Here is a 19,061-nt window from a genome sequence, read left to right as displayed (position 1 = left end):
CGCCTGACACCCAACGCGCCAACCAGTCCGCGCGAACGGACCGTTGGCGCGGACTCGTGACACGTTCGGGTGGCATCCAGCGCGAAACGAGCCGCTCTGCTCCAGGCTACTGCGCGTGTGGATCTGTCTCGTGCTCGTGCTCGGCCTCATCGCGTTCGCCGCCACCCGGCGCAACGCCCGCAAGTACCCAGAGGTCGAACACGTGCCGAGGCCGGAGTCGACCTGCGTGGCCATGAGATCCCACTACATACCCGAAGGCACCCGCAGGCCCTCAGGCCGCCGCCAACGCGCCCACTACGCCGCCCCCCGCCGCTAACCCCCCCAGCGTGTCCACCGTTCCTGCATGCCGTGTCCACCATTCCGGAACACCGAAATGCACTTTCCGGCACACTGAAATCCCCGCCGGGTCCCGGCGGTAGGGGGCTGGGCCTCGCTGATCAACGCCGAAGTCCGGCTATCGGAAGGCTGGACCGAGGTGCGCCGGACTCGAGGTGTGTGGGACCTCAGGGGTGTGCCGGATCGAGGTGGCCAAGACCGAGGCGAGCCAAACTCGGGTAGCCAAGACCTAGATGGGCCAGGGAGAAAATGGCTCGCCGAGTCCGTCGAGCGGCGTGTCCACCTTTGCGACACACCGAAATGCACTTTCCGGCACGGGGACATGACCGCGGTGACATGACCGCAGCGAAATCCCCCGCGCCCGCATGCCGAAATCCCCGGCCGAGGTGTCTGGCGGGGATTTCGGGGTGCCGGTATGGACATTTCAGTGTGCCGGAACGGTGGACACGGAGCGTTATTCATGAGGGTTACCAGCCGAGTCGATAGAACTCGAGCGATGTGATGATCCGGATGATGTTGGGGAGCTCGGAAAGGCGTCCTCGATAGCCGGTCGCAATCATCTTCCAGTTCTTGATATGCGCGATACATCGCTCGACGGCGGATCGAAGTGAGGAGATGAATTTATTGTTCACCTTGTCGCCAGCCGAGAGCTCGCCGCCCTTTGGCTTTTTGCGAGGCGTAATCGTGTGAGTGCCCTGATAGGCAGGGTCACCGATGACTGAGGTCTCGGCCAGAAGATCTTCCCAGTCACACTCGGCGAACGCTTTCCGGTCATGCATCGAGCCAGGCAGAGGGGCGGATATTCCCAGCAGGCCTCCCTCCGTATCGGCGGCGACCTGGATGTTCAGCCCCGCGCGGCGCCGCTTGCCGGAGAAGTTGTCTTCGTGACCAGCACGGTTGCCGGTCGGGACATCGGTTCCGTCGACCAGGACGAGCCGGCCGCGGATGGCCTCCTTGAGGTTTGGAATGTGCAGGCACAGGGCCTGCCCAATCAATGGGAGAATGCCTCGATAGATCCGCGATACGGTCGACTGACTGACGCCGAACAGATCGCCCACGGCCGCCTGGTTCAGATTCTGTCGGACGTACACCAAAGTGATCACGACAGCGCGATACAGTCCCACGGTCGGAGGCCACGCTTGGTTCTCATGGCATTGGATGATCTGCCAGATGCGCGCGACAAGCTCCTGGATCTGGTCAGCAGCAAGCCCTGTAGTAGACTGATAACGCAACGACCCCGCCTGTAAGTTGTCTTCTGCGAGAGGAAAACGATCTTACTTGCCTGGGGTCGTTGTCCTATTTTGAGGTGATCAAGTCGCCAGAATAACGCTCACGGTGTGCCGGAAAGGTGGACACGGTGTGCCGGAAAGGTGGACACGGTGTGCCGGAAAGGTGGACACGGCCTCTTAGAGGGAGGCGATCAGCCTTTCGACTCGCTCGTCCACTGCTCGGAAAGGGTCTTTGCAGAGGACTGTTCGCTGGGCTTGGTCGTTGAGTTTCAGGTGCACCCAGTCCACAGTGAAGTCTCGGCCTGCTTCTTGGGCCGCCGCGATGAAGTCGCCGCGTAGTTTCGCCCTTGTGGTCTGGGGTGGGGTGTCCTTGGCTGCTTCGATCTCGCCGTCGTCGGTCACCCGCGTCACCAGGTCCTTACGCTGGAGCAGGTCGAAGATGCCTCGGCCGCGCCTGATGTCGTGGTACGCCAGGTCCAGCTGGGCCACCCTGGCGCTGGAGAGTTCCAGGTTGTGTTTGGCCTGGTAGCGCTCGACCAGCCGATGCTTGATCGCCCAGTCGATCTCACGGTCGATCCGGCTGAGGTCTTCGTCCTCGACCGCGTCGAGGGTCCGGCCCCACAGTTCGATCACGCGGTCCACTGTCGGGTTCTTGTCCTTGCGGGCGACGTGCTCGACCGCCTTGTTGTAGTACTCGCGCTGGATGTCCAGCGCCGATGCCTCACGGCCGCCTGCCAGCCGGACCAGACGGCGTCCGGTGAGGTCGTGGCTGATCTCGCGGATGGCACGGATCGGGTTGTCGAGGCTGAAGTCGCGGAACTGCACGCCCTCCTCGATCATCTCCAGCACCAGGTTGGCGCTGCCGACCTTGAGCAGCGTGGTCGGCTCGGCCATGTTGGAGTCGCCGACGATCACGTGCAGCCTGCGGTAGCGCTCCGCGTCCGCGTGCGGCTCGTCGCGGGTGTTGATGATCGGCCGTGACCTGGTGGTCGCGCTCGAGACGCCTTCCCAGATGTGTTCCGCTCGCTGGGACAGGCAGTACACGGCGCCGCGCGGGGTCTGCAGTACCTTGCCCGCGCCGCAGATCAGCTGGCGCGTGACCAGGAAGGGCAGCAGCACGTCGGCGATCCTGGAGAACTCGCCCACGCGGGTGACGCAGTAGTTCTCGTGGCAGCCGTACGAGTTGCCCGCTGAGTCGGTGTTGTTCTTGAACAGGAAGATGTCACCGCCGATGCCTTCGTCGGCAAGCCGACGTTCGGCGTCGACCAGCAGATCCTCCAGGATCCGCTCGCCGGCCTTGTCGTGCGTGACCAGCTGCACCAGGTCGTCGCACTCGGCCGTGGCGTACTCCGGATGCGACCCGACGTCCAGGTAGAGGCGCGAGCCGTTGCGCAGGAAGACGTTCGATGAACGCCCCCACGACACGACCCGCCGGAACAGGTACCTGGCCACCTCGTCGGGGCTCAGCCTGCGCTGCCCGTGAAAGGTGCAGGTCACACCGAACTCGGTTTCGATGCCGAAGATCCGCCGCTGCATCCCTTCAGCCTAGGCGGTGTTGGCGCCGACTACCGTGCGCCGTTCGGGGAGACATAGGTCAACTACCCGAAATGAGACATCCGATCAGCGCTCACCTGGCTCTGTCGCTAACGTCTCAGATGTGTTCCGACGTGTCCGAAGATCGCTGCGTGACGCAAGTCAGATGGACAAACAGCTCGTCCGCCGCAGTGCCGAGTTGCCTGAGACGACGGTCGATCGTGCGCTGAAAAGTCTGACCAAATCGGCGAACCACGGCGTGTTGTGGTTCAGCGTGGCCGGCGCGCTCGCCTTGCGGAAAGGCAAGACACGCCGGGCGGCGTTACGGGGAGTGGTCGCGATCGGCTTCGCGAGCTTCAGCGCGAACCTGATCGGCAAGCAACTGTTTCCCCGGCGCAGACCTGCCGCTGAGTTGTTGCCCACATACCGGCGGCTGACCAAGCGGCCGACCTCCTCGTCGTTCCCGTCGGGGCATTCGGCGTCGGCGATGGCGTTCACGACCGCGTTGACGATGGAAAGCCCAGTTCTCGGGGTTGCGATCCTGCCGTTGGCGGCAGCGGTCGCATATTCACGCGTCCACACCGGCGTGCACTGGCCGACGGACGTGGCCGCGGGTGCTGCCATCGGCGTCGCCGCTGGTCTCGCCACCCGCCGCTGGTGGCCACTCGGCGCGGACGAGCCCGCGAGCGCGCACCCGCACTCGTCGTTACCGGCCATCGAGAACGGCGAGGGCGTTCTCGTCCTGGTGAACCCTGGATCGGGCGTCGACGGCAGCGATTCGACCGAAGAGGTCCTGTCGTGCTGGCCGAAGGCGACGGTCGTGCACCCCGAGGGCGACAACCTCATCGAGTACCTGCACAAGACGATCGACGAAGCCGAAGTCCCGCCGAAGGCGCTCGGCGTCGCGGGCGGCGACGGCACCGTGGCCGCGGTGTCGGCGGTCGCCGCCGAACGTCACCTGCCGTTGGTGCTCGTTCCAGCGGGAACCTTGAACCATTTCGCCCGCGATGTCGGGATTGACGGAATTCAGAGTGTGGCCGACGCCTTGGCCATCGGCGACGGCGCACGCGTCGACCTCAGCCACGTCGACGTCGACGACCACCCGCCACGCTGGTTTCTCAACACGGCGAGCCTCGGCGGCTACCCGGACATGGTGCGGCTCCGCGAAAAACTGACCCGCCGCTGGGGCAAGTGGCCTGCCGGTGCCATCGCGCTGGTTCGCGTGCTGGCGAAGTCCGCGCCGCTGCACGTGACCATCAACAAAGAACGCCACATGGTCTGGATGGTGTTCGTCGGCAACGGGTCGTACCGGCCGAAAGGCTTCGCGCCCACGACTCGGTCTGAGCTGGACAAGGGCTTGATGGACGTCCGCTACATCCGTGCCGACGTCCCGTTCTCACGGCTCCGGTTCGTGTTCGGCGCCGTGCTTGGCGCGTTGCACCGCAGCAAGACCTACCGGCACCTTGAGGTGGCCGAGCTGGACGTGAAGGTGTACGGCAGGCCGATCAGGATCGCCACCGACGGCGAAGTCGGCCCGCTGGGCACCAGGTTCCGGTTCAGTGCCCAGCCAGCCGCGCTGAGCGTCTACCGCTGAGCCTCGTTCCAGGTCAGCTGAACGGGCTGCTGACCGGATCCAGGCCGGACGATCGTGGCTTGCCCTGGCCGGTTGTTCGCGTTCAACAGCACGCCGGGGCTGCCCGTTTCCTTCAGCCAGCGGATGAGCGGGTCCCGCGGAAGGCCGCCGGACCTGCTCGCCACAACCATGTGCAGGCCGACATAGTGATGCGCGAGGAATTCCCGCAACGGCAGCAACGGGTTGCTTTCGCGAGTGACCACCAGGTCGTAGTCGTCGACGACCACGAACAGTTCGGGCCCTGCCCAGTCGGTGTGGAAGCGCTTGCGAAGCGAGTCGCCTGTTTCCTTGACACACGCGACCAGGTCGCTCGGGATCGCCGCGTGTCGCAGCAGGTGCGGAACTCCGGCGAACTCAGAAAGGCCACGGCGGTAGTCGACGAGCATGATGAGCGCTTCGTTCTCGGTGTACCGCTGGGTGATGCCACGCAGCACGGAGCGCAGCACGTTGGTCTTGCCAACGGAATCGCCAAGCACCAGCAGGTGCTTGTACAACTGGAGGTCAAGCAGGCCGTGATCGCCACCGCCGATCCGGATCCGCTTCATCCGCCGGACGACCTCGTTGTCCGGCACCGCCGTGCGCCGCGAGTGCAGGATCTTGACGGCCGCCGCCCTGGTGGCCTGCTCGAGATCCCCGCTGTCCGGTGATCCGTCGATCCGTGGCAAGCCAGCCAGGAACTGCAGCTTCTCACTCGTCACGCCAAAGCCGGGCCGCTCGGGGACATGCGCCGCGACCCGGGGATCGACTTCGGAGCTGGCCGGATCGGCCAGCCGCAACTCGAACCGGACGCCAAGGATCTGCCGGAATTCCTTGCGGATATCGGCCCATTGGTTCGCGGTGACGATCACGTGCACGCCGTATTCGAGGCCGCGGGTGGCCAATTCCTCGATCTGCCAGTCGAATCGCCCTGGTCACCGTCCGCGACCAGGAACAGATGGGGCGCGGCGGTGTCGGGGACCTTGTTCTTGCGGTCGTTGATCAACGACGTCAGCAGCTCGATGATCTCGCCGATGAGCTCCCGATCGGACCCCGCCGCCACCGCCGCGACATTCGGCAGCTCCCGGATCGACACGAGCGCACCGCCGAAGTCGAGGCAGTAGAACTCCGCCTCTTTCGGCGTGTGCGTCAACGCCATGGACATCAGCAATGTCTTCAGCAGCGTGGATTTTCCCGATTGCGGACCGCCGACGATCACCGCATGCCCTGCCGTGCCGGAGAAATCCGCCCACAAAAGATCTCGGCGTTGTTCGAGAGGCTTGTCCACCAAGCCGATCGGCGTCTTCAGCTGACCGATCCACGGCGTGTCCGCCGGGCACAGACCGCGTTCTTCGTTGTCGTGCAACGGCGGCAGCAGAACATCCAGCGGTTCCGATCGCTCAAGCGGAGGCAGCCACAGCTGGTGGGCGGGCGGACCATGGCTCAGCATCTGCCGCGTCATGTCTTCAAACACCGGCGCAGCGCCTGGTTTCGCTGACCTGGACGCGGTGGCCGTGGTGAATCGGACCGTCGTGTCGGCGCCGAACCGCAGAATCGCGGCCCCGGTCATGTACGGCAGGTCTATCGCGTCCGGCCTTCCGAATACCGCACGGGAATCCGACGCGGTCTGCGTCCGCATCGCGATCCGATACGCCATGAACGGGTCCAGCCAGCGTATGTCGCTGTCACGGAACTGCGCGGACGACAGCAGCAGGTGAATCTGGAGCACCTTGCCCAGCCGTGCCAGCGTCAGGACCATGTCCTGGAAGTCCGGGTGTTCTGCGATCAGCTCAGCGAACCCATCGATCACGATCATCAAGGCGGGCAAGGGATCGAGCGGCTCCCCGCTGACCAGTACTCCTTGCCTGCGGGCTTCCTGGTAGTCCCATACGCTCCTGAACCTGCCCGCGTACAACAGTTCCTTGCGCCGGTTGGCCTCACCTGCCAGCGCGTCCTTGAGCCTGCCGATGGACATGGTGTCGCCGCCGGTGAGCAATGTGGACACGTGCGGCAGACCCCCGAGTGGTGCCATGGTGTTGTCGCCGCTGAAATCCAGCAGGGCGAAGTTGACCGTGTCCGACGAATGCGTGGCTGCCAGTCCCCCGACCAGCGTCTGCAGGAAATCCGCCCGCATCACATCACTGGCACCGATGAACAAGCCGTGCGGGCCCATCCCGCCGTACGGACTTGTCTTGATGTCCAGCAGAACCGGCTGCCCGTTCTCGTCGACGCCGATCGGCACGCGGAGCATGTCGTTCGGTGTCCGTTGCTGCCACGCCTGTTCGACGTCCAGGTTCCCGTCGGGGAAACCCAGCAGTGCCAGCAACTCGGGCTGAACCTCCGGCGTGGCAACCTCATCGCCGGTCAGCTGAGTGGCATTGCGAACGGGCGCCTTCGCGATCAGGACACCCTTGTGCCCGGCCATCCGCATCTGCCAGGCCTCGTCTGGCAATGCGCGCCGGAACAGCGGGGAGAGGATGCCTGTGTCTATCTCGCCATCTTCGTGCAAATCCGCTTCGCCGGAGGCAATGCCTTGGGCAAGCGTCGCGGTGAGTTTCTCCGTCGCGGACAGCAGGAACACACCGTCGCCAAGGTATTCGTTGAGCTTCGGTTCGGCTCCGATGCCGCAGTCCACCAGGACAAGCTTGCTCGCCGCCGGGCATTGAGCAAGCAGGTGCTTGAGCACCATGGCTGGGATGGCCGTCGAGTACGGCAACGCCGCGTCCGTGCCGACCGTGGCGAAGAACAGCTGGCCTTCGCTCCACACCGCACGCCCGGACACCAGCAGCAGCACTATGTCCTTGGGGCCGCAGCCCTTCAGCGCGCGTTCCAGTTCGCGCTCGATCCCCGACTTGGACTCGTTCACCACGAGACACACTTCGTCGAACCCGCCCAAGTCCGGGTTGATCAACACATCCCGCAACTTGATGCAATCCGCGACGGCCACCCCGCCGCCGCGCAGACTTTCATCGATGTGCTCGGTGGTCGCGATCAGCACCGCGACTCGACGGCCTGCCACGCCGCTTCCTCCCCCTGAACGACATCCGGGCCCGAGAGCAGCCTGCTCCCGGGCCCGGATGTGGTGCTTCTGGTTCTTACTTGTCTTCCGCTGGCGGCTCTTCCTCGGCTGGCTTCTCCTCAGCCTTGGGCAGCAGCGCGGTCAACGCCTCGCCGGAGATCCGGCGGAACGCACGCCGCGGCCGCGCCCGGTCGAGCACTGCGACTTCGAGGTTCTCCGACGCGAGCAACCCACCGTCGCCGTTGTTGGCGCTGTTGCTGCTCGACTTGCTCAGCGCGCGGACAGCCACGTCGATGGCGGCTGGGAGCTCCATGCCCTCGCTGTAGGTCTCCTTCAACGCGGTCACGATCGGGTCGACGTTGCCGCCCATGACCATGAACCGCGACTCGTCGACGATCGAACCGTCGTAGGTGAGGCGGAACATCTGGTCCTGCTCGGCCGTGACACCGACCTCGGCGACGCAGAGCTCCACCTCGTAGGGCTTGAGCTGCTCGGTGAAGATCGCGCCGAGCGACTGGGCGTAGACGTTCGCGAGCTGGCGCGCCGAGACGTCCCTGCGGTCGTACGCGAAGCCCCACAGCTCGGCGTGCCTGATGCCGCCACGGCGCAGGCCTTCGAACTCGCTGTAGCGGCCCGCGGCGGCGAACCCGATGCGGTCGTAGAGCTCGGACACCTTGCGCAGGGTGCTCTTCGCCGGGATCTCCGCGACGAACAGCACACCACCGGCGTACTTCAGCACGACGACACTGCGACCTCGCGCGATGCCCTTGCGGGCGATCTCGGACTTCTCCCGCATCAACTGCTCGGGCGAGGCGAACAGCGGCATACTCACAGCAGTGGCTCCTGGATCTGGTGCGGACGGGACACGTTAGCCACGCGGTCGTTGGCTGCGGTCGGCGACGACCGCCTCGGCCACCGCACTCGTTTCTTCTTCGGACAGGCGCACCGCGCCCTCCGCTCCGGTGATGGTGATGATCGACGGGAAGATCCGCCGCGACAGGTCCGGACCGCCGGTCGCGCTGTCGTCGTCGGCCGCGTCGTACAGCGCCTCGACTGCCCACCGGACCGCGTCGGCCTGCGCGCCTTCCGGGTCGTAGAGCTTCTTGAGCGCCGAACGGGCGAACAACGAGCCCGAGCCGACCGCGTGGAAGCCTGCCCGCTCCTCATAACGGCCGCCGACCACGTCGTAGGACACGATCCGGCCACGCGGCGAGTCCGCGTCGACGTCGTAACCGACGAACAACGGCACCACTGCCAAGCCGTTCATCGCCATGGTGAGGTTCTCGCGGACCGTCGTGGCGAGCTTGTTCGCCTTACCGTCCAGGGACAGCGGCACGCCCTCGATCTTCTCGTAGTACGCGAGTTCCACTGTGTACAGGCGGACCATCTCGACCGCGAGACCCGCGGTGCCGGCGATACCCACAGCCGAGTACTCGTCGGTGGGGTACACCTTCTCCATGTCGCGCTGAGCGATCAGGTTGCCCGACGTCGCACGCCGGTCACCCGCGAGCAGCACGCCACCGGCGTAGGTCACCGCGACGATCGTCGTGCCGTGCGGGACCTCCGAGAGAGCACCTTGATTGTTCAGTTCCGCCGCGCGGGCGCCCGGAAGCAGCTCGGGCGCCTGCGAACGCAGGAAGTCGCTGAATGACAATGACGCGGCCGAGAGATAGGCAGCCGGTAGCCCGGTGCCCGCCCCAAGGCGGGAGAAGGTGTGGTCCATGCCCTGCTTTCGTCGCTCTGCTGGTTCCTGCTTACCGGCGGAGGGAGGCGTGAGTTACTCGCCGCCCTTTTGCACGTAGGCGCGGACGAAGTCCTCCGCGTTCTCCTCGAGCACGTCGTCGATCTCGTCGAGGATCGTGTCAACGTCCTCGCCGAGCTTCTCCCTGCGCTCCTGACCGGCGGGCGCACCGTCGACGGCATCGTCGTCGTTGTCGCCGCCACCCTGGCGCTGGACCTTTTCCTGGGACATCTGGCCTCCCGGTTTTCGACTGGCCTACATGAACATTACCCAGGGGGACCGACATGTGTCCCACAGGTTCACGGGTGTTTCTCCACAGGTGAACTCACCCGCGCGGCGCTCCGGTGAGCGCGTCGACGAGTTCCTCGGCCGTGTCAGCGGCCTCCAACAGGGCTCCGACGTGCGCTTTTGTCCCACGAAGCGGCTCGAGAGTCGGGATCCGGACCAGCGATTCGCGGCCAAGATCGAAGATCACCGAATCCCACGATGCGGCGGCGATCGAGGTCGGGTACTTCTCCAGGCAGCGGCCACGGAAGTAGGCGCGCGTGTCGCTCGGCGGCTCGGTGATGGCCGCCTGAACCTCCTCCTCGGTGACCAGCCGTTTCATCGAGCCACGGGCGACAAGGCGGTTGTAGAGTCCCTTGTCCAGCCGGACGTCGGAGTACTGCAGGTCGATCAGCGACAGCCGAGGCGATGACCACTGCAGGTTGTCGCGGGACCGGTAGCCCTCCATCAGCCGCAGTTTGGCGGGCCAGTCCAGCCGGTCGGCGCACTCCATCGGGTCACGGCGCAGCGCGTCGATGATCTCCGCCCAGGTCTGCAGCACGTGCCGGGTCACCGAGTCCTGGTCGGTCTTGTCGATGTGGTGGGCGGCCATCTCCATGTACGCGGCCTGGATGTCCAACCCGGTGTACTTGCGGCCGTTGGACAGCTCGACCGTGGTCTTGAGGGTCGGGTCGTGGCTGAGGTTGTGCACCGCGCGGACCGGGTCGGCCAGCTTGAGGTGGTCGAACCGGATGCCGGACTCGATCATGTCGATGACCAGCGCGGCCGTGCCGACCTTGAGGTAGGTGGAGTATTCGGCGAGGTTGGCGTCGCCGATGATGACGTGCAGCCGTCGGTATTTGTCGGCGTCGGCGTGCGGCTCGTCGCGGGTGTTGATGATGCCGCGCTTGAGCGTGGTCTCCAGGCCGACCTCGACCTCGATGTAGTCCGAGCGCTGGGACAGCTGGAACCCGGCTTCCTCGCCCGCGACGCCGATGCCGACCCGGCCGGAACCGCAGATCACCTGGCGGGACACGAAGAACGGGGTCAGCCCGGAGATCACCGATGTGAACGGCGTGCTCCGGTTCATCAGGTAGTTCTCGTGCGTGCCGTAGCTCGCGCCCTTGCCGTCGACGTTGTTCTTGTACAGCTGAAGCCGAGGCTGGCCAGGGACGGTCGCGGCCTTGAGCGCCGCCTCCTCCATCACCCGCTCGCCCGCCTTGTCCCAGATCACCGCGTCACGCGCGTTGGTGACCTCGGGTGCGGAGTACTCGGGGTGTGCGTGGTCGACGTACAGCCGCGCGCCGTTGGTGAGGATGACGTTCGCTGCGCCGAGGTCCTCGACGTCCGGGTCCGACGGGGCCATGCTGGGCGCGCCGAGGTCGAAACCGCGCGCGTCACGCAGCGGCGACTCCACCTCGTAGTCCCAGCGAGCCCGACGGGCCCGCGGTATGTCTGCTGCCGCCGCGTAGGCAAGCACGACCTGGGTCGATGTCAGTACGGGATTGGCTGTCGCGTCGCCAGGTACGGCAATGCCGTACTCGACCTCGGTACCCATGATCCGCCGCATGGCCCCAGCCTATGAGTTGCGTGCCAGGGCCGTCGCAGCGAGTGGTGCGATTCGTGTCACCGCGGGCTTGGCCTTGGCCTCTGTGGCGGCCGTGACGACCACGACCGACAGCACCGGGCCGTCGGCTTCGAGCGTGGTGCACGAGGACTGCCGTGTGCTCGTGGCACACCAGCTGACCTGCCCATCCGCGACCGCGGGAGCGCTCACGCGGACCTCAGCACCGCTGGCCGTGTACTTGCCGCAGTTGAGCTTCGCACGAGCCGCGGTAACGATTTCCTCGGCATTTTCCTCGTACTGCGCCAAGTACTGCCGGACGGTCGATCCGCTCGGGTAGGACCACGCGGTCTGGTACGCCGATGTGGCCTTTCCGAGCGGCGCCTGGCAGTCCGGCAGCGTCGTCTGGACGGTCCGTGTCGGGCTGCCCGTCGGTTGGACACCTTCCTCGGCGAGGTCCTCGGCCGTCATCGCGACAAGGTCAAGCTTTGGGGCTGCACCCTTGACCGGCGGCGGGACGGCCGCCGGTTGCGGAGGCATGACCACAGCGGACGACGACGTGCTCGTCTGCGTGGGTTCCGGATCCTGGTAGTAGCGGTTGTCCCGCAGGTCGTTCGGCCGGTTCGAGCAGCTCGCAACCAACAGCGCCGCACCGACGCCAGCGAGTACGTGCACACGACGCAACTGTGTCGACCCCTTGAATTCGATCTTGGTCTAGGCCCCGCGCCCAGACCTTAGCCTGAATCCACCGATAGACCTTGTGTTGATCTTCCGGGGTGTTCTGGTCATGTGTGGATCTTGGGTTTTGGTGGTGGGCATGGTGAAACGGCTGGCTTGTCCAGCGTGTCCACGGGAGGTCTCCGGTCGGGCCCTGGCGGGCGGGTGGTGAAGAAAAGGTCAGGCGGCGGGTGGGCTGGCGGCGGTGTGCAGGGTGGTGAAAGCCTCGGCCCAGGGCCAGTGCTCGGGTAGGTGCAGGACCGGGCGGCCTTGAGGGCGGGCAAGGCGGGCTGGGACGCAGACGAGGTGTTTGCGCAGTGTCGCGCCGCGGGCTTTGGCGTGGAAGGTGCTGGTGAGGCTGCCTGCGGCGCGCAGCAGGTTGTGGGCGAGGGCGGTGCAGACGACCCACGCGGCGTTGGCGTCGAACTGCCCCGATGGCAGATGCGCCAGCGGGCCGTCGATGAGGTCGGCGAAGGTCGTTTCGACGATCGCGTGCTGCCGGTGGGCGAGATCAGCGTCTACTGTGGATAGTTCGGTGTTGGTGAAGAACGCGTGGTAACGCCAGATCGGGAACAGGGCGTTCTCGGAGTTCTTGTCCTTCACCCGGCGTACCACCAGCCGGGCGGTGATGACGTGGCGGGTTCCGGCGAAGGCGGTATAGCCGGTCTCGGCGACCTCGGCGTCAGAGATCAGCTCGCCGGTATCGGGATCTTCCACCGAACCCGGGTAGCGCACCGCGACCCACGCGTCCTCGGCGATCGCCGTGATGGCGGCCTGGATTGACGGGTTGGTCGCCACGGTGATCGAGAACATCGCCCCGGCGCGGCGTGCGGCACTGACCACTGTGCCGGCGTAGTAGGCGGAATCGCCGCGGACCAGGATCCGTCCCGCGCGTGCCCCGGCGGCTTTCGCAGTGTTCAGGGCTTGGGTCAGTAACCTCGCCGCGCCCCGCGCGGAACCGGCGTTGCCTGCCCGCAGACGGATCGCGGCGACGAGGGGTGCGGCCAGCCGGGTGGAGATCGTGACCACCAGCGGCGAGAGCCCTCGCAGCAACAATTGGTAGCCACCGACTTTGGCCGGCCCGAACCGCGCACCTCGTTTCTGGGTGCCGTACACGCGGCGCAGCAGCGAGTCGATGTCCACAAAGGTCATCTGATCCGCCCCGGCCAGCACCGGGGTCTTCGCCGCCAGCGACACCAGCATCGCGCGCAGCACCGCGGCCAGTTGCAGCGCATGGCCGTGGGTGAACGAGCGCAGAAACGATCCCAGCGTCGAGGGCGCGTACACCCCGGTGAACAGACGTTTCATCCCGCCGTGGCGGATCACGTCCAGGTCATCGATACAGTCCGCGCCCGCGAGCATCCCCGCGACGATCGAGGCGACCTTGCCTGCCGGGCTGGCCCCAGTCGACGGGATCGGAGCGTTCGTGATCTCTACCTTCTGCGCTACCAGTTCCGACATGCCCGCCCGCTCGGCCAGCGCCATCACCGGCACGATCCCGGCGCAGGACACGAGATTCTCCTCATCGAACCGCACCGCCGCCCGCGACCACCTGTGCGATAATTTCACTGAAAGTGCCTTCCATCCCCGGGTGATAATCGAGCCTCAGTAACTCGTATTATCACAGGTCAGAAGGCACTTTCACTTGTAACACGCCGCCCCGAACACCCACTCATCAGTGGATTCAGGCTTAGTGGGGCCCGGTCAGGTGATCGTCGGTGGCACGCACCCCGTGCTCAACTGGCCCTTGAGATGCAGACCAGGCACCCCGCGCTGGCCGCTCTGCTGCGTGATCCGCAGGGAAAGCATCCCGGGCACCGCACCGGCCGATCGCTCGAACGTGATCACGTCGTCCTTGCGTTCGGAGATCTTCCACTGGTCACCGAGCGCCGCGACGACCCGTTGCTCCCCCGTTTTCACGTCGGTCGTGTCGGTGATGAACCCGTCGACGACGTAGTCGGCCAACCAGCGCGCACCCAACGCGCCACGGTCGTTGACCACGCAGCCCTCGAGGTTGACCCGGGGAAAGTAGTCGGGCACCGGCGGCGGCCACGGGATCTCCTCCGGATCCACGTGCCCAGGGTCGAGCAGCGGGCCGATGGTGACGCCCGCGGTGCGCACGAGTTGGTAGGCAGCGGCGAGCCGTTGCTTCTGCGTCGGCTGCAGGTCGGGGTCGGCCGTCCGCAGCTCCTGGACCAGCGGGTTCTCCGGGCCGGACACACAGTTGGACTCCATCACCGCGGAGACCTTGGTGTTCTTGCCGTCCTCGGCGAACCCGACGATGATCGTCGCCTGGGACTTCCCGACCAGCAACTCCTCGCGGTCCTTGGTGCGGTACGGCTGCCAGCCGCGCTCGATCGCGGCCTTGCGGACCTGTTCCCCCGTCCCCTGCACGGTCAACTCGGCCGTGTACCGGTAGCCCTCCCGCCGGTCCGGCGCCTGCGTGGCGCAGGTCGAACCGGCGAAATCCGGGTCGGCGACACCGGAGATGTCTCTGATGATCTGCTGGAAATCCGCTGGTACCGGACTCTCGTCTGCTTGCGCACACCCACCCAACAGGCACAACGCCCCGAGCAGTGCCCCACTTCTTCGCACGGGCGGAATGCTAACGGCGTCCCGGTGATGATGCGGTCAGTTCCCGGAGAGAACCAGCACACTCATGGCGTGCCACACTGCCTGATTCGAGGTCAGGCAGGCCCTGATCAGTTCCAGGACAGCGCCGAACGGTGTTTCCAGTACTCCTGCGGCGGCTCGGCGAGATCACGCAGCAGCTCGTGGTCCACGACGTCCAACTCGACCGGCATCAGGTTGGCGTACAGCTGAGGGACGCTCGCGGCGCCGCTGAGCACCAGATCTGCCCACGGCTGGGCCAGCGCGGCGGCCATCGCGACCGCGTCAGGGCCGACGCCGTGCCGGATGGCGATGTCCGCGACCGGGCCAGGCGGCTGCATCGCCAGTCTGCCGTTGGCCATGACCTCCTTGAGCATCACGCGCGCGCCCGCCTCGTGCGCCTCAGCCAGTGCCGGTCCCGCGGAGGTCTCCAGCAAGTTCCAAGTGGACTGGACCGCTGAGAACAGCCGCCTGCCGCTGACTTCGATGTCGAAGGCGCGCCGGATCGTGTCGGCCTGCGCCGGTCCGCTCGTGGAGAACCCGACAGGAACGCCGATTTCCGACATCTGGAACTGCAAGTCCTTGTCCGCGAACAACGGGCTGTCGGCGGTCAGCGAATGCACTTGGTACAGGGCCACTTCCAGCAGGGCTTGGGTTTCCGCCCACTGGCGATCGAACCGGGCGAGGGAATGTTCCTTCACTTCGTGCACGGTCGCGTCCGCACGCCAGTCCGCTGTGTACTCGTATCCCCATTTACTGGAGACAGTCACGTCCGCAACGTCGCGTTCGGCCAGCCACGCGGCCACGAACTCCTCGGCACGGCCGTATGACCTCGCTGCATCGACCCACCGGATTCCGGCCGCGTACGCGGCATCCAGGACCGCGAAACTGGCCTCCCGCATCGCCTCGGGCGTGCGGTCGGCAGGCAACGCCGTGTCGCGGCCGAGGTTGATGTACGCGGGCCGTCCAAGTGCCGCCATACCCAGTGCGATACGCATGGACACCAACGTAAACGAGCGCCGCGACCGAACTGGTCGCGGCGCTCGCCTGTCTTGCCGGGTTTACAGGTACTGGCCGGTGTTGGTGGCCGTGTCGATCGCCCGGCCGGACTCCTGGTTCTTTCCGGTGACCAGCGTGCGGATGTAGACGATCCGCTCGCCCTTCTTGCCGGAGATCCTCGCCCAGTCGTCCGGGTTGGTGGTGTTCGGCAGGTCCTCGTTCTCCGCGAACTCGTCCACGATCGCGTCCAGCAGGTGCTGCACGCGCAGGCCGGGCTGCTTGGTCTCCAGCACCGACTTGATCGCGGCCTTCTTCGCCCGGTCGACGATGTTCTGGATCATCGCGCCGGAGTTGAAGTCGCGGAAGTATAGGACTTCCTTGTCACCGTTGGCGTACGTGACCTCGAGGAACCGGTTGTCCTCGCTCTCCTCGTACATCCGCTCCACGGTGTGCTGGATCATCGCGTCCAGGCACGCCCGGCGGTCCCCGGCGAACTCGTCGAGGTCGTCGGTGTGGATCGGCAACGTGGTGGTCAGGTACTTCGAGAAGATGTCCTTGGCCGCCTCGGCGTCCGGACGCTCGATCTTGATCTTGACGTCCAACCGGCCCGGGCGAAGGATCGCCGGGTCGATCATGTCCTCACGGTTGGACGCGCCGATCACGATCACGTTCTCGAGACCTTCGACACCGTCGATCTCGCTGAGCAGCTGCGGGACGATGGTCGTCTCCACATCGGAGGACACACCGCTGCCGCGGGTACGGAAGATCGAGTCCATCTCGTCGAAGAACACGATCACCGGGGTGCCTTCCGAGGCCTTCTCCCGCGCACGCTGGAAGATCAGCCGGATGTGCCGCTCGGTCTCGCCCACGAACTTGTTGAGCAGCTCGGGACCCTTGATGTTGAGGAAGTACGACTTGGCTTCACTGTGGCCTTCGCCGCGCGCCGCCGCGACCTTCTTGGCCAACGAGTTGGCCACGGCCTTGGCGATGAGCGTCTTACCGCAGCCGGGCGGACCGTAGAGCAGCACGCCCTTTGGCGGGCGCAGCTCGTATTCCCGGTACAGCTCGGCGTGCAGGAAGGGCAGTTCAACCGCGTCACGGATCTGCTCGATCTGCCGGAAGAGGCCACCGATGTCGGCGTAGTCGACGTCCGGCACCTCCTCGAGCACGAGATCCTCGACCTCTGCCTTGGGCACGCGCTCGTACGCGTACCCGGACTTGGTGTCGACCAGGAGAGAATCACCTGGCTTGAGTGGTGAGTCAGCCAGCGGATCGGCCAGCCACACCACCCTCTCCTCATCGGCATGTCCGACCACAAGTGCCCGCAACGAGGCACCATCGGATCCGGCGGCGAGCAGTTCACGCAACGTGCAGACCTCACCGGTCTGCTCGAACGTGCCACCCTCCACAACGGTCAGTGCCTCGTTGAGACGCACTGATTGGCCGCGCTTGAGCGTGTCGATCTCGACGGCTGGCGAAACCGCCACCCGCATCCGACGGCCAGCGGTGAAGACATCCACCGTGCCGTCCTCATGACCGGCGAGATACACGCCATAGCCGCTCGGCGGCTGCGCTAGCCGATCCACCTCCTCCCGCAACGCCAGCAACTGGCTTCGGGCCTCGCGCAGCGTGTCCACCAGCTTGGTGTTGCGCTCTGTGAGTTGTCCGACTCGTTCAGATGCTTCGGCGAGCCTCTGTTCGAGCAGACGCACATGGCGAGGCGATTCCGTCAACTTGCGGCGCAGCAGTGCGATTTCCTCTTCGAGGAATCGGATCTGCGCGGACTGACTAGTCTCACGGCCCGCGCCTTCATCGGCGCTGTGGTCGTCGGCCTCCTCAGGCCGACTGCCGGGACGGTCGTGCTGCATGGTCGGCACCTCCTCCCGAACTACGTACCCCATACGGTACCGGTGATCACTGACATTAGGAGCTCATCCAGATGTCGAGATCGGCGCGTCATGGTCAAGAAACCCCCGCTCGGAGGGATTGGATGCTCCATCCCGGTGTAGTAGGGAACCTCACACCGGCTACGGTGCGTCCAGTACTAGTCCGATGGCGCCCGGGCGAGCGCCGTTGAAACATGACATGTACACGATCGCCACAGCTAGGAGAACGTAATGTCTCAACCGCCGCAGCAGCCGGGCGGATTCGGCGACCAGCCCGGTTACGGCCAGCAGCCGGGATATGGCCAGCAGCCTGGCGGCGGCTACCCGCAGCAGCCGGGTGGATACCCACAGCAAGGTGGCTATCCGCAGCAACAACCAGGCGGGAACTTCCCGCCGTCCGGGCCCACGCCTGCGCAGCCAGGTGGCTACTACCCACCCTCGGGCCCGCAGCCCGGGCAGCCCGGTTACGACCCGAACAACCCGTATGCGCAGCAGCAGGGCGGCTACCAGCAGCCCGGCCAGTTCGTACAGCCCGGCCAACCCGGGTTCCCTGGGCCCAAGAAGAAGAGCCCGTTGCCGTGGATCCTGGCTGGGGCCGCGGTCGTGGTGATCGGTGTTGTGGTGACGCTGATCTTCGTACTGGGGGGTTCTGGGGGCTCCGGCTCGGCGAGCGCGACGGCCGACGCTATGGTCGCGGCGATAAACAACAAGGACGTCGAGGCGGCAAAGAAGGTCTCCTGCAACCCGGATGCCGGAGGCGGCAAAGAGGTTCTCGACCAGTTGAAGGCTGGCGGCATCGACTTCAAGCTGGCGATCGCCGAGCCACCGGTCGAGAACGGCGACACGGCAACCGGCAAGCTGAAGTTCGACATCTCGGTGCAGGGCGTGAACGTCTCGCTGAACACCGAGTTCACGTTGCAGAAGAACGGCAGCGGCTGGTGTGTCTCCGACATCAAGGAACCACAGATGGGCAACTGACCAAGCGTCGATCTGACTGACCAACTGGCGGAGGCCCGGACCGCCACCACGGTCCGGGCTTTCGCCAGTTCAGTGAGTACTAGTGTGGCTGCGTGCGCGAGCCCGCCAGACGCCGGACCACGGCGATGGTCATCACGGGCATGGTGCTGGGCGGAGCCGGAACGCTGGCGTACTTCGTCCTCACTCATTCAGACCCGTCGCCGCCCGCGCGCCCGGCGGCCGCGGGCAAGGGCCCGACATCGCCCGAAAGCGTCGCGCGGGCCGTCATCGATCGGTTGAACGCCAAAGACATCGACGGTGTGATCGAGCTCACATGCGCGCAGGGAAAATCAACAGGGCGCCGTGAGCTGATGAAAGCCGTTCCACACTTGGACCCCGCGGCCCCGGCGGACACGCGCGCCAAGCCGATCACGTTCGAACTGGGGGCACTGAGCAAATTCCCGGACGGCTACACCGCGACATTCACCGTCCAGTTCGACGGGGTGAGCCAGGACGGCACGATGCGTCTTCAGCTCAGTGCCGACGAGTGGACCTTGTGCGGGCTTGACTCGCCGCGGATCGGCGGGGTCGGGTGAC

At 65.8% G+C, this 19,061-nt stretch carries 17 protein-coding genes; 4 read left to right on the top strand and 13 right to left on the bottom strand.

Annotation, left to right across the window (positions count from 1 at the left end):
• Positions 1–115: 115 nt before the first annotated feature.
• Complete coding sequence (locus LWC34_RS11345) at positions 116–316, top strand: hypothetical protein (RefSeq protein ID WP_233724967.1); 201 nt, start codon at positions 116–118, stop codon at positions 314–316.
• A 487-nt stretch (positions 317–803) separates the two neighbouring features.
• On the opposite strand, the gene LWC34_RS11340 is transcribed toward LWC34_RS11345, so the two are convergent.
• The gene (locus tag LWC34_RS11340) at positions 804–1,568 is read right to left on the bottom strand and encodes a transposase family protein (protein ID WP_233724674.1); all 765 of its coding nucleotides are present in this window, start codon (positions 1,566–1,568) and stop codon (positions 804–806) included.
• Between the two features lie 174 nt (positions 1,569–1,742).
• Positions 1,743–3,101: a Pup--protein ligase gene (gene pafA / locus LWC34_RS11335; protein WP_233724966.1), complete on the bottom strand. Its 1,359-nt coding sequence runs from the start codon at positions 3,099–3,101 to the stop codon at positions 1,743–1,745.
• A gap of 163 nt (positions 3,102–3,264) precedes the next feature.
• Between pafA and LWC34_RS11330 the strand changes: the two genes are divergently transcribed.
• Positions 3,265–4,692, top strand: coding sequence for a bifunctional phosphatase PAP2/diacylglycerol kinase family protein (locus LWC34_RS11330; protein WP_233724957.1), 1,428 nt, complete (start codon positions 3,265–3,267; stop codon positions 4,690–4,692).
• On the opposite strand, the gene LWC34_RS56790 is transcribed toward LWC34_RS11330, so the two are convergent.
• The 11 genes from LWC34_RS56790 to arc form a co-directional block, all read right to left on the bottom strand.
• Positions 4,683–5,612, bottom strand: coding sequence for an FtsK/SpoIIIE domain-containing protein (locus tag LWC34_RS56790; protein WP_284051433.1), 930 nt, complete (start codon positions 5,610–5,612; stop codon positions 4,683–4,685). The two genes, LWC34_RS11330 and LWC34_RS56790, sit on opposite strands and share 10 nt — an antisense overlap.
• A complete protein-coding gene (locus tag LWC34_RS56785; RefSeq protein ID WP_308200012.1) occupies positions 5,576–7,726 on the bottom strand; it encodes an FtsK/SpoIIIE domain-containing protein in 2,151 nt (716 codons plus the stop codon). The genes LWC34_RS56790 and LWC34_RS56785 overlap by 37 nt, the downstream gene beginning before the upstream one ends.
• Positions 7,727–7,802: 76 nt before the next feature.
• Positions 7,803–8,558 carry a proteasome subunit alpha gene (prcA, locus tag LWC34_RS11320; protein ID WP_233724947.1) on the bottom strand — a complete coding sequence of 252 codons (756 nt, stop codon included), beginning with the start codon at positions 8,556–8,558 and terminating at the stop codon, positions 7,803–7,805.
• Between the two features lie 36 nt (positions 8,559–8,594).
• A complete protein-coding gene (gene prcB, locus LWC34_RS11315) occupies positions 8,595–9,449 on the bottom strand; it encodes a proteasome subunit beta (RefSeq protein WP_233724940.1) in 855 nt (284 codons plus the stop codon).
• Positions 9,450–9,503: 54 nt separating this feature from the next.
• A complete protein-coding gene (locus LWC34_RS11310) occupies positions 9,504–9,698 on the bottom strand; it encodes a ubiquitin-like protein Pup (RefSeq protein WP_033393337.1) in 195 nt (64 codons plus the stop codon).
• Between the two features lie 94 nt (positions 9,699–9,792).
• Entirely contained in the window at positions 9,793–11,301 is a 1,509-nt protein-coding gene (gene dop / locus LWC34_RS11305) for a depupylase/deamidase Dop (protein ID WP_233724939.1), read from the bottom strand.
• 9 nt (positions 11,302–11,310) lie between these two features.
• Positions 11,311–11,970, bottom strand: coding sequence for a hypothetical protein (locus tag LWC34_RS11300; protein ID WP_233724938.1), 660 nt, complete (start codon positions 11,968–11,970; stop codon positions 11,311–11,313).
• Positions 11,971–12,192: 222 nt separating this feature from the next.
• The gene (locus LWC34_RS11295) at positions 12,193–13,581 is read right to left on the bottom strand and encodes an IS1380 family transposase (protein WP_233722400.1); all 1,389 of its coding nucleotides are present in this window, start codon (positions 13,579–13,581) and stop codon (positions 12,193–12,195) included.
• A 135-nt stretch (positions 13,582–13,716) separates the two neighbouring features.
• Positions 13,717–14,607, bottom strand: a complete 891-nt coding sequence (locus tag LWC34_RS11290) for a hypothetical protein (protein ID WP_233724937.1) — start codon at positions 14,605–14,607, stop codon at positions 13,717–13,719.
• A 107-nt stretch (positions 14,608–14,714) separates the two neighbouring features.
• Positions 14,715–15,620 carry an aldo/keto reductase gene (locus LWC34_RS11285; protein WP_233724936.1) on the bottom strand — a complete coding sequence of 302 codons (906 nt, stop codon included), beginning with the start codon at positions 15,618–15,620 and terminating at the stop codon, positions 14,715–14,717.
• A 63-nt stretch (positions 15,621–15,683) separates the two neighbouring features.
• On the bottom strand, positions 15,684–17,489 hold the full coding sequence (arc, locus tag LWC34_RS11280) for a proteasome ATPase (RefSeq protein ID WP_233724935.1): 1,806 nt from the start codon (positions 17,487–17,489) through the stop codon (positions 15,684–15,686).
• Positions 17,490–17,738: 249 nt separating this feature from the next.
• On the opposite strand from arc, the gene LWC34_RS11275 reads away from it, so the two are divergent.
• Both LWC34_RS11275 and LWC34_RS11270 read left to right on the top strand, forming a co-directional pair.
• Positions 17,739–18,485, top strand: coding sequence for a hypothetical protein (locus LWC34_RS11275; protein WP_233724934.1), 747 nt, complete (start codon positions 17,739–17,741; stop codon positions 18,483–18,485).
• Positions 18,486–18,577: 92 nt separating this feature from the next.
• Positions 18,578–19,060 carry a hypothetical protein gene (locus tag LWC34_RS11270; RefSeq protein WP_233724933.1) on the top strand — a complete coding sequence of 161 codons (483 nt, stop codon included), beginning with the start codon at positions 18,578–18,580 and terminating at the stop codon, positions 19,058–19,060.
• The last annotated feature ends 1 nt before the right edge of the window (position 19,061 follow it).

It is taken from the genome of Kibdelosporangium philippinense (assembly GCF_021390435.2).
Taxonomy (GTDB): Bacteria; Actinomycetota; Actinomycetes; order Mycobacteriales; family Pseudonocardiaceae; genus Kibdelosporangium; species Kibdelosporangium philippinense.
Note: the sequence above shows the minus strand (reverse complement) of the source record. Positions and strands in the feature narration are given on the sequence as shown.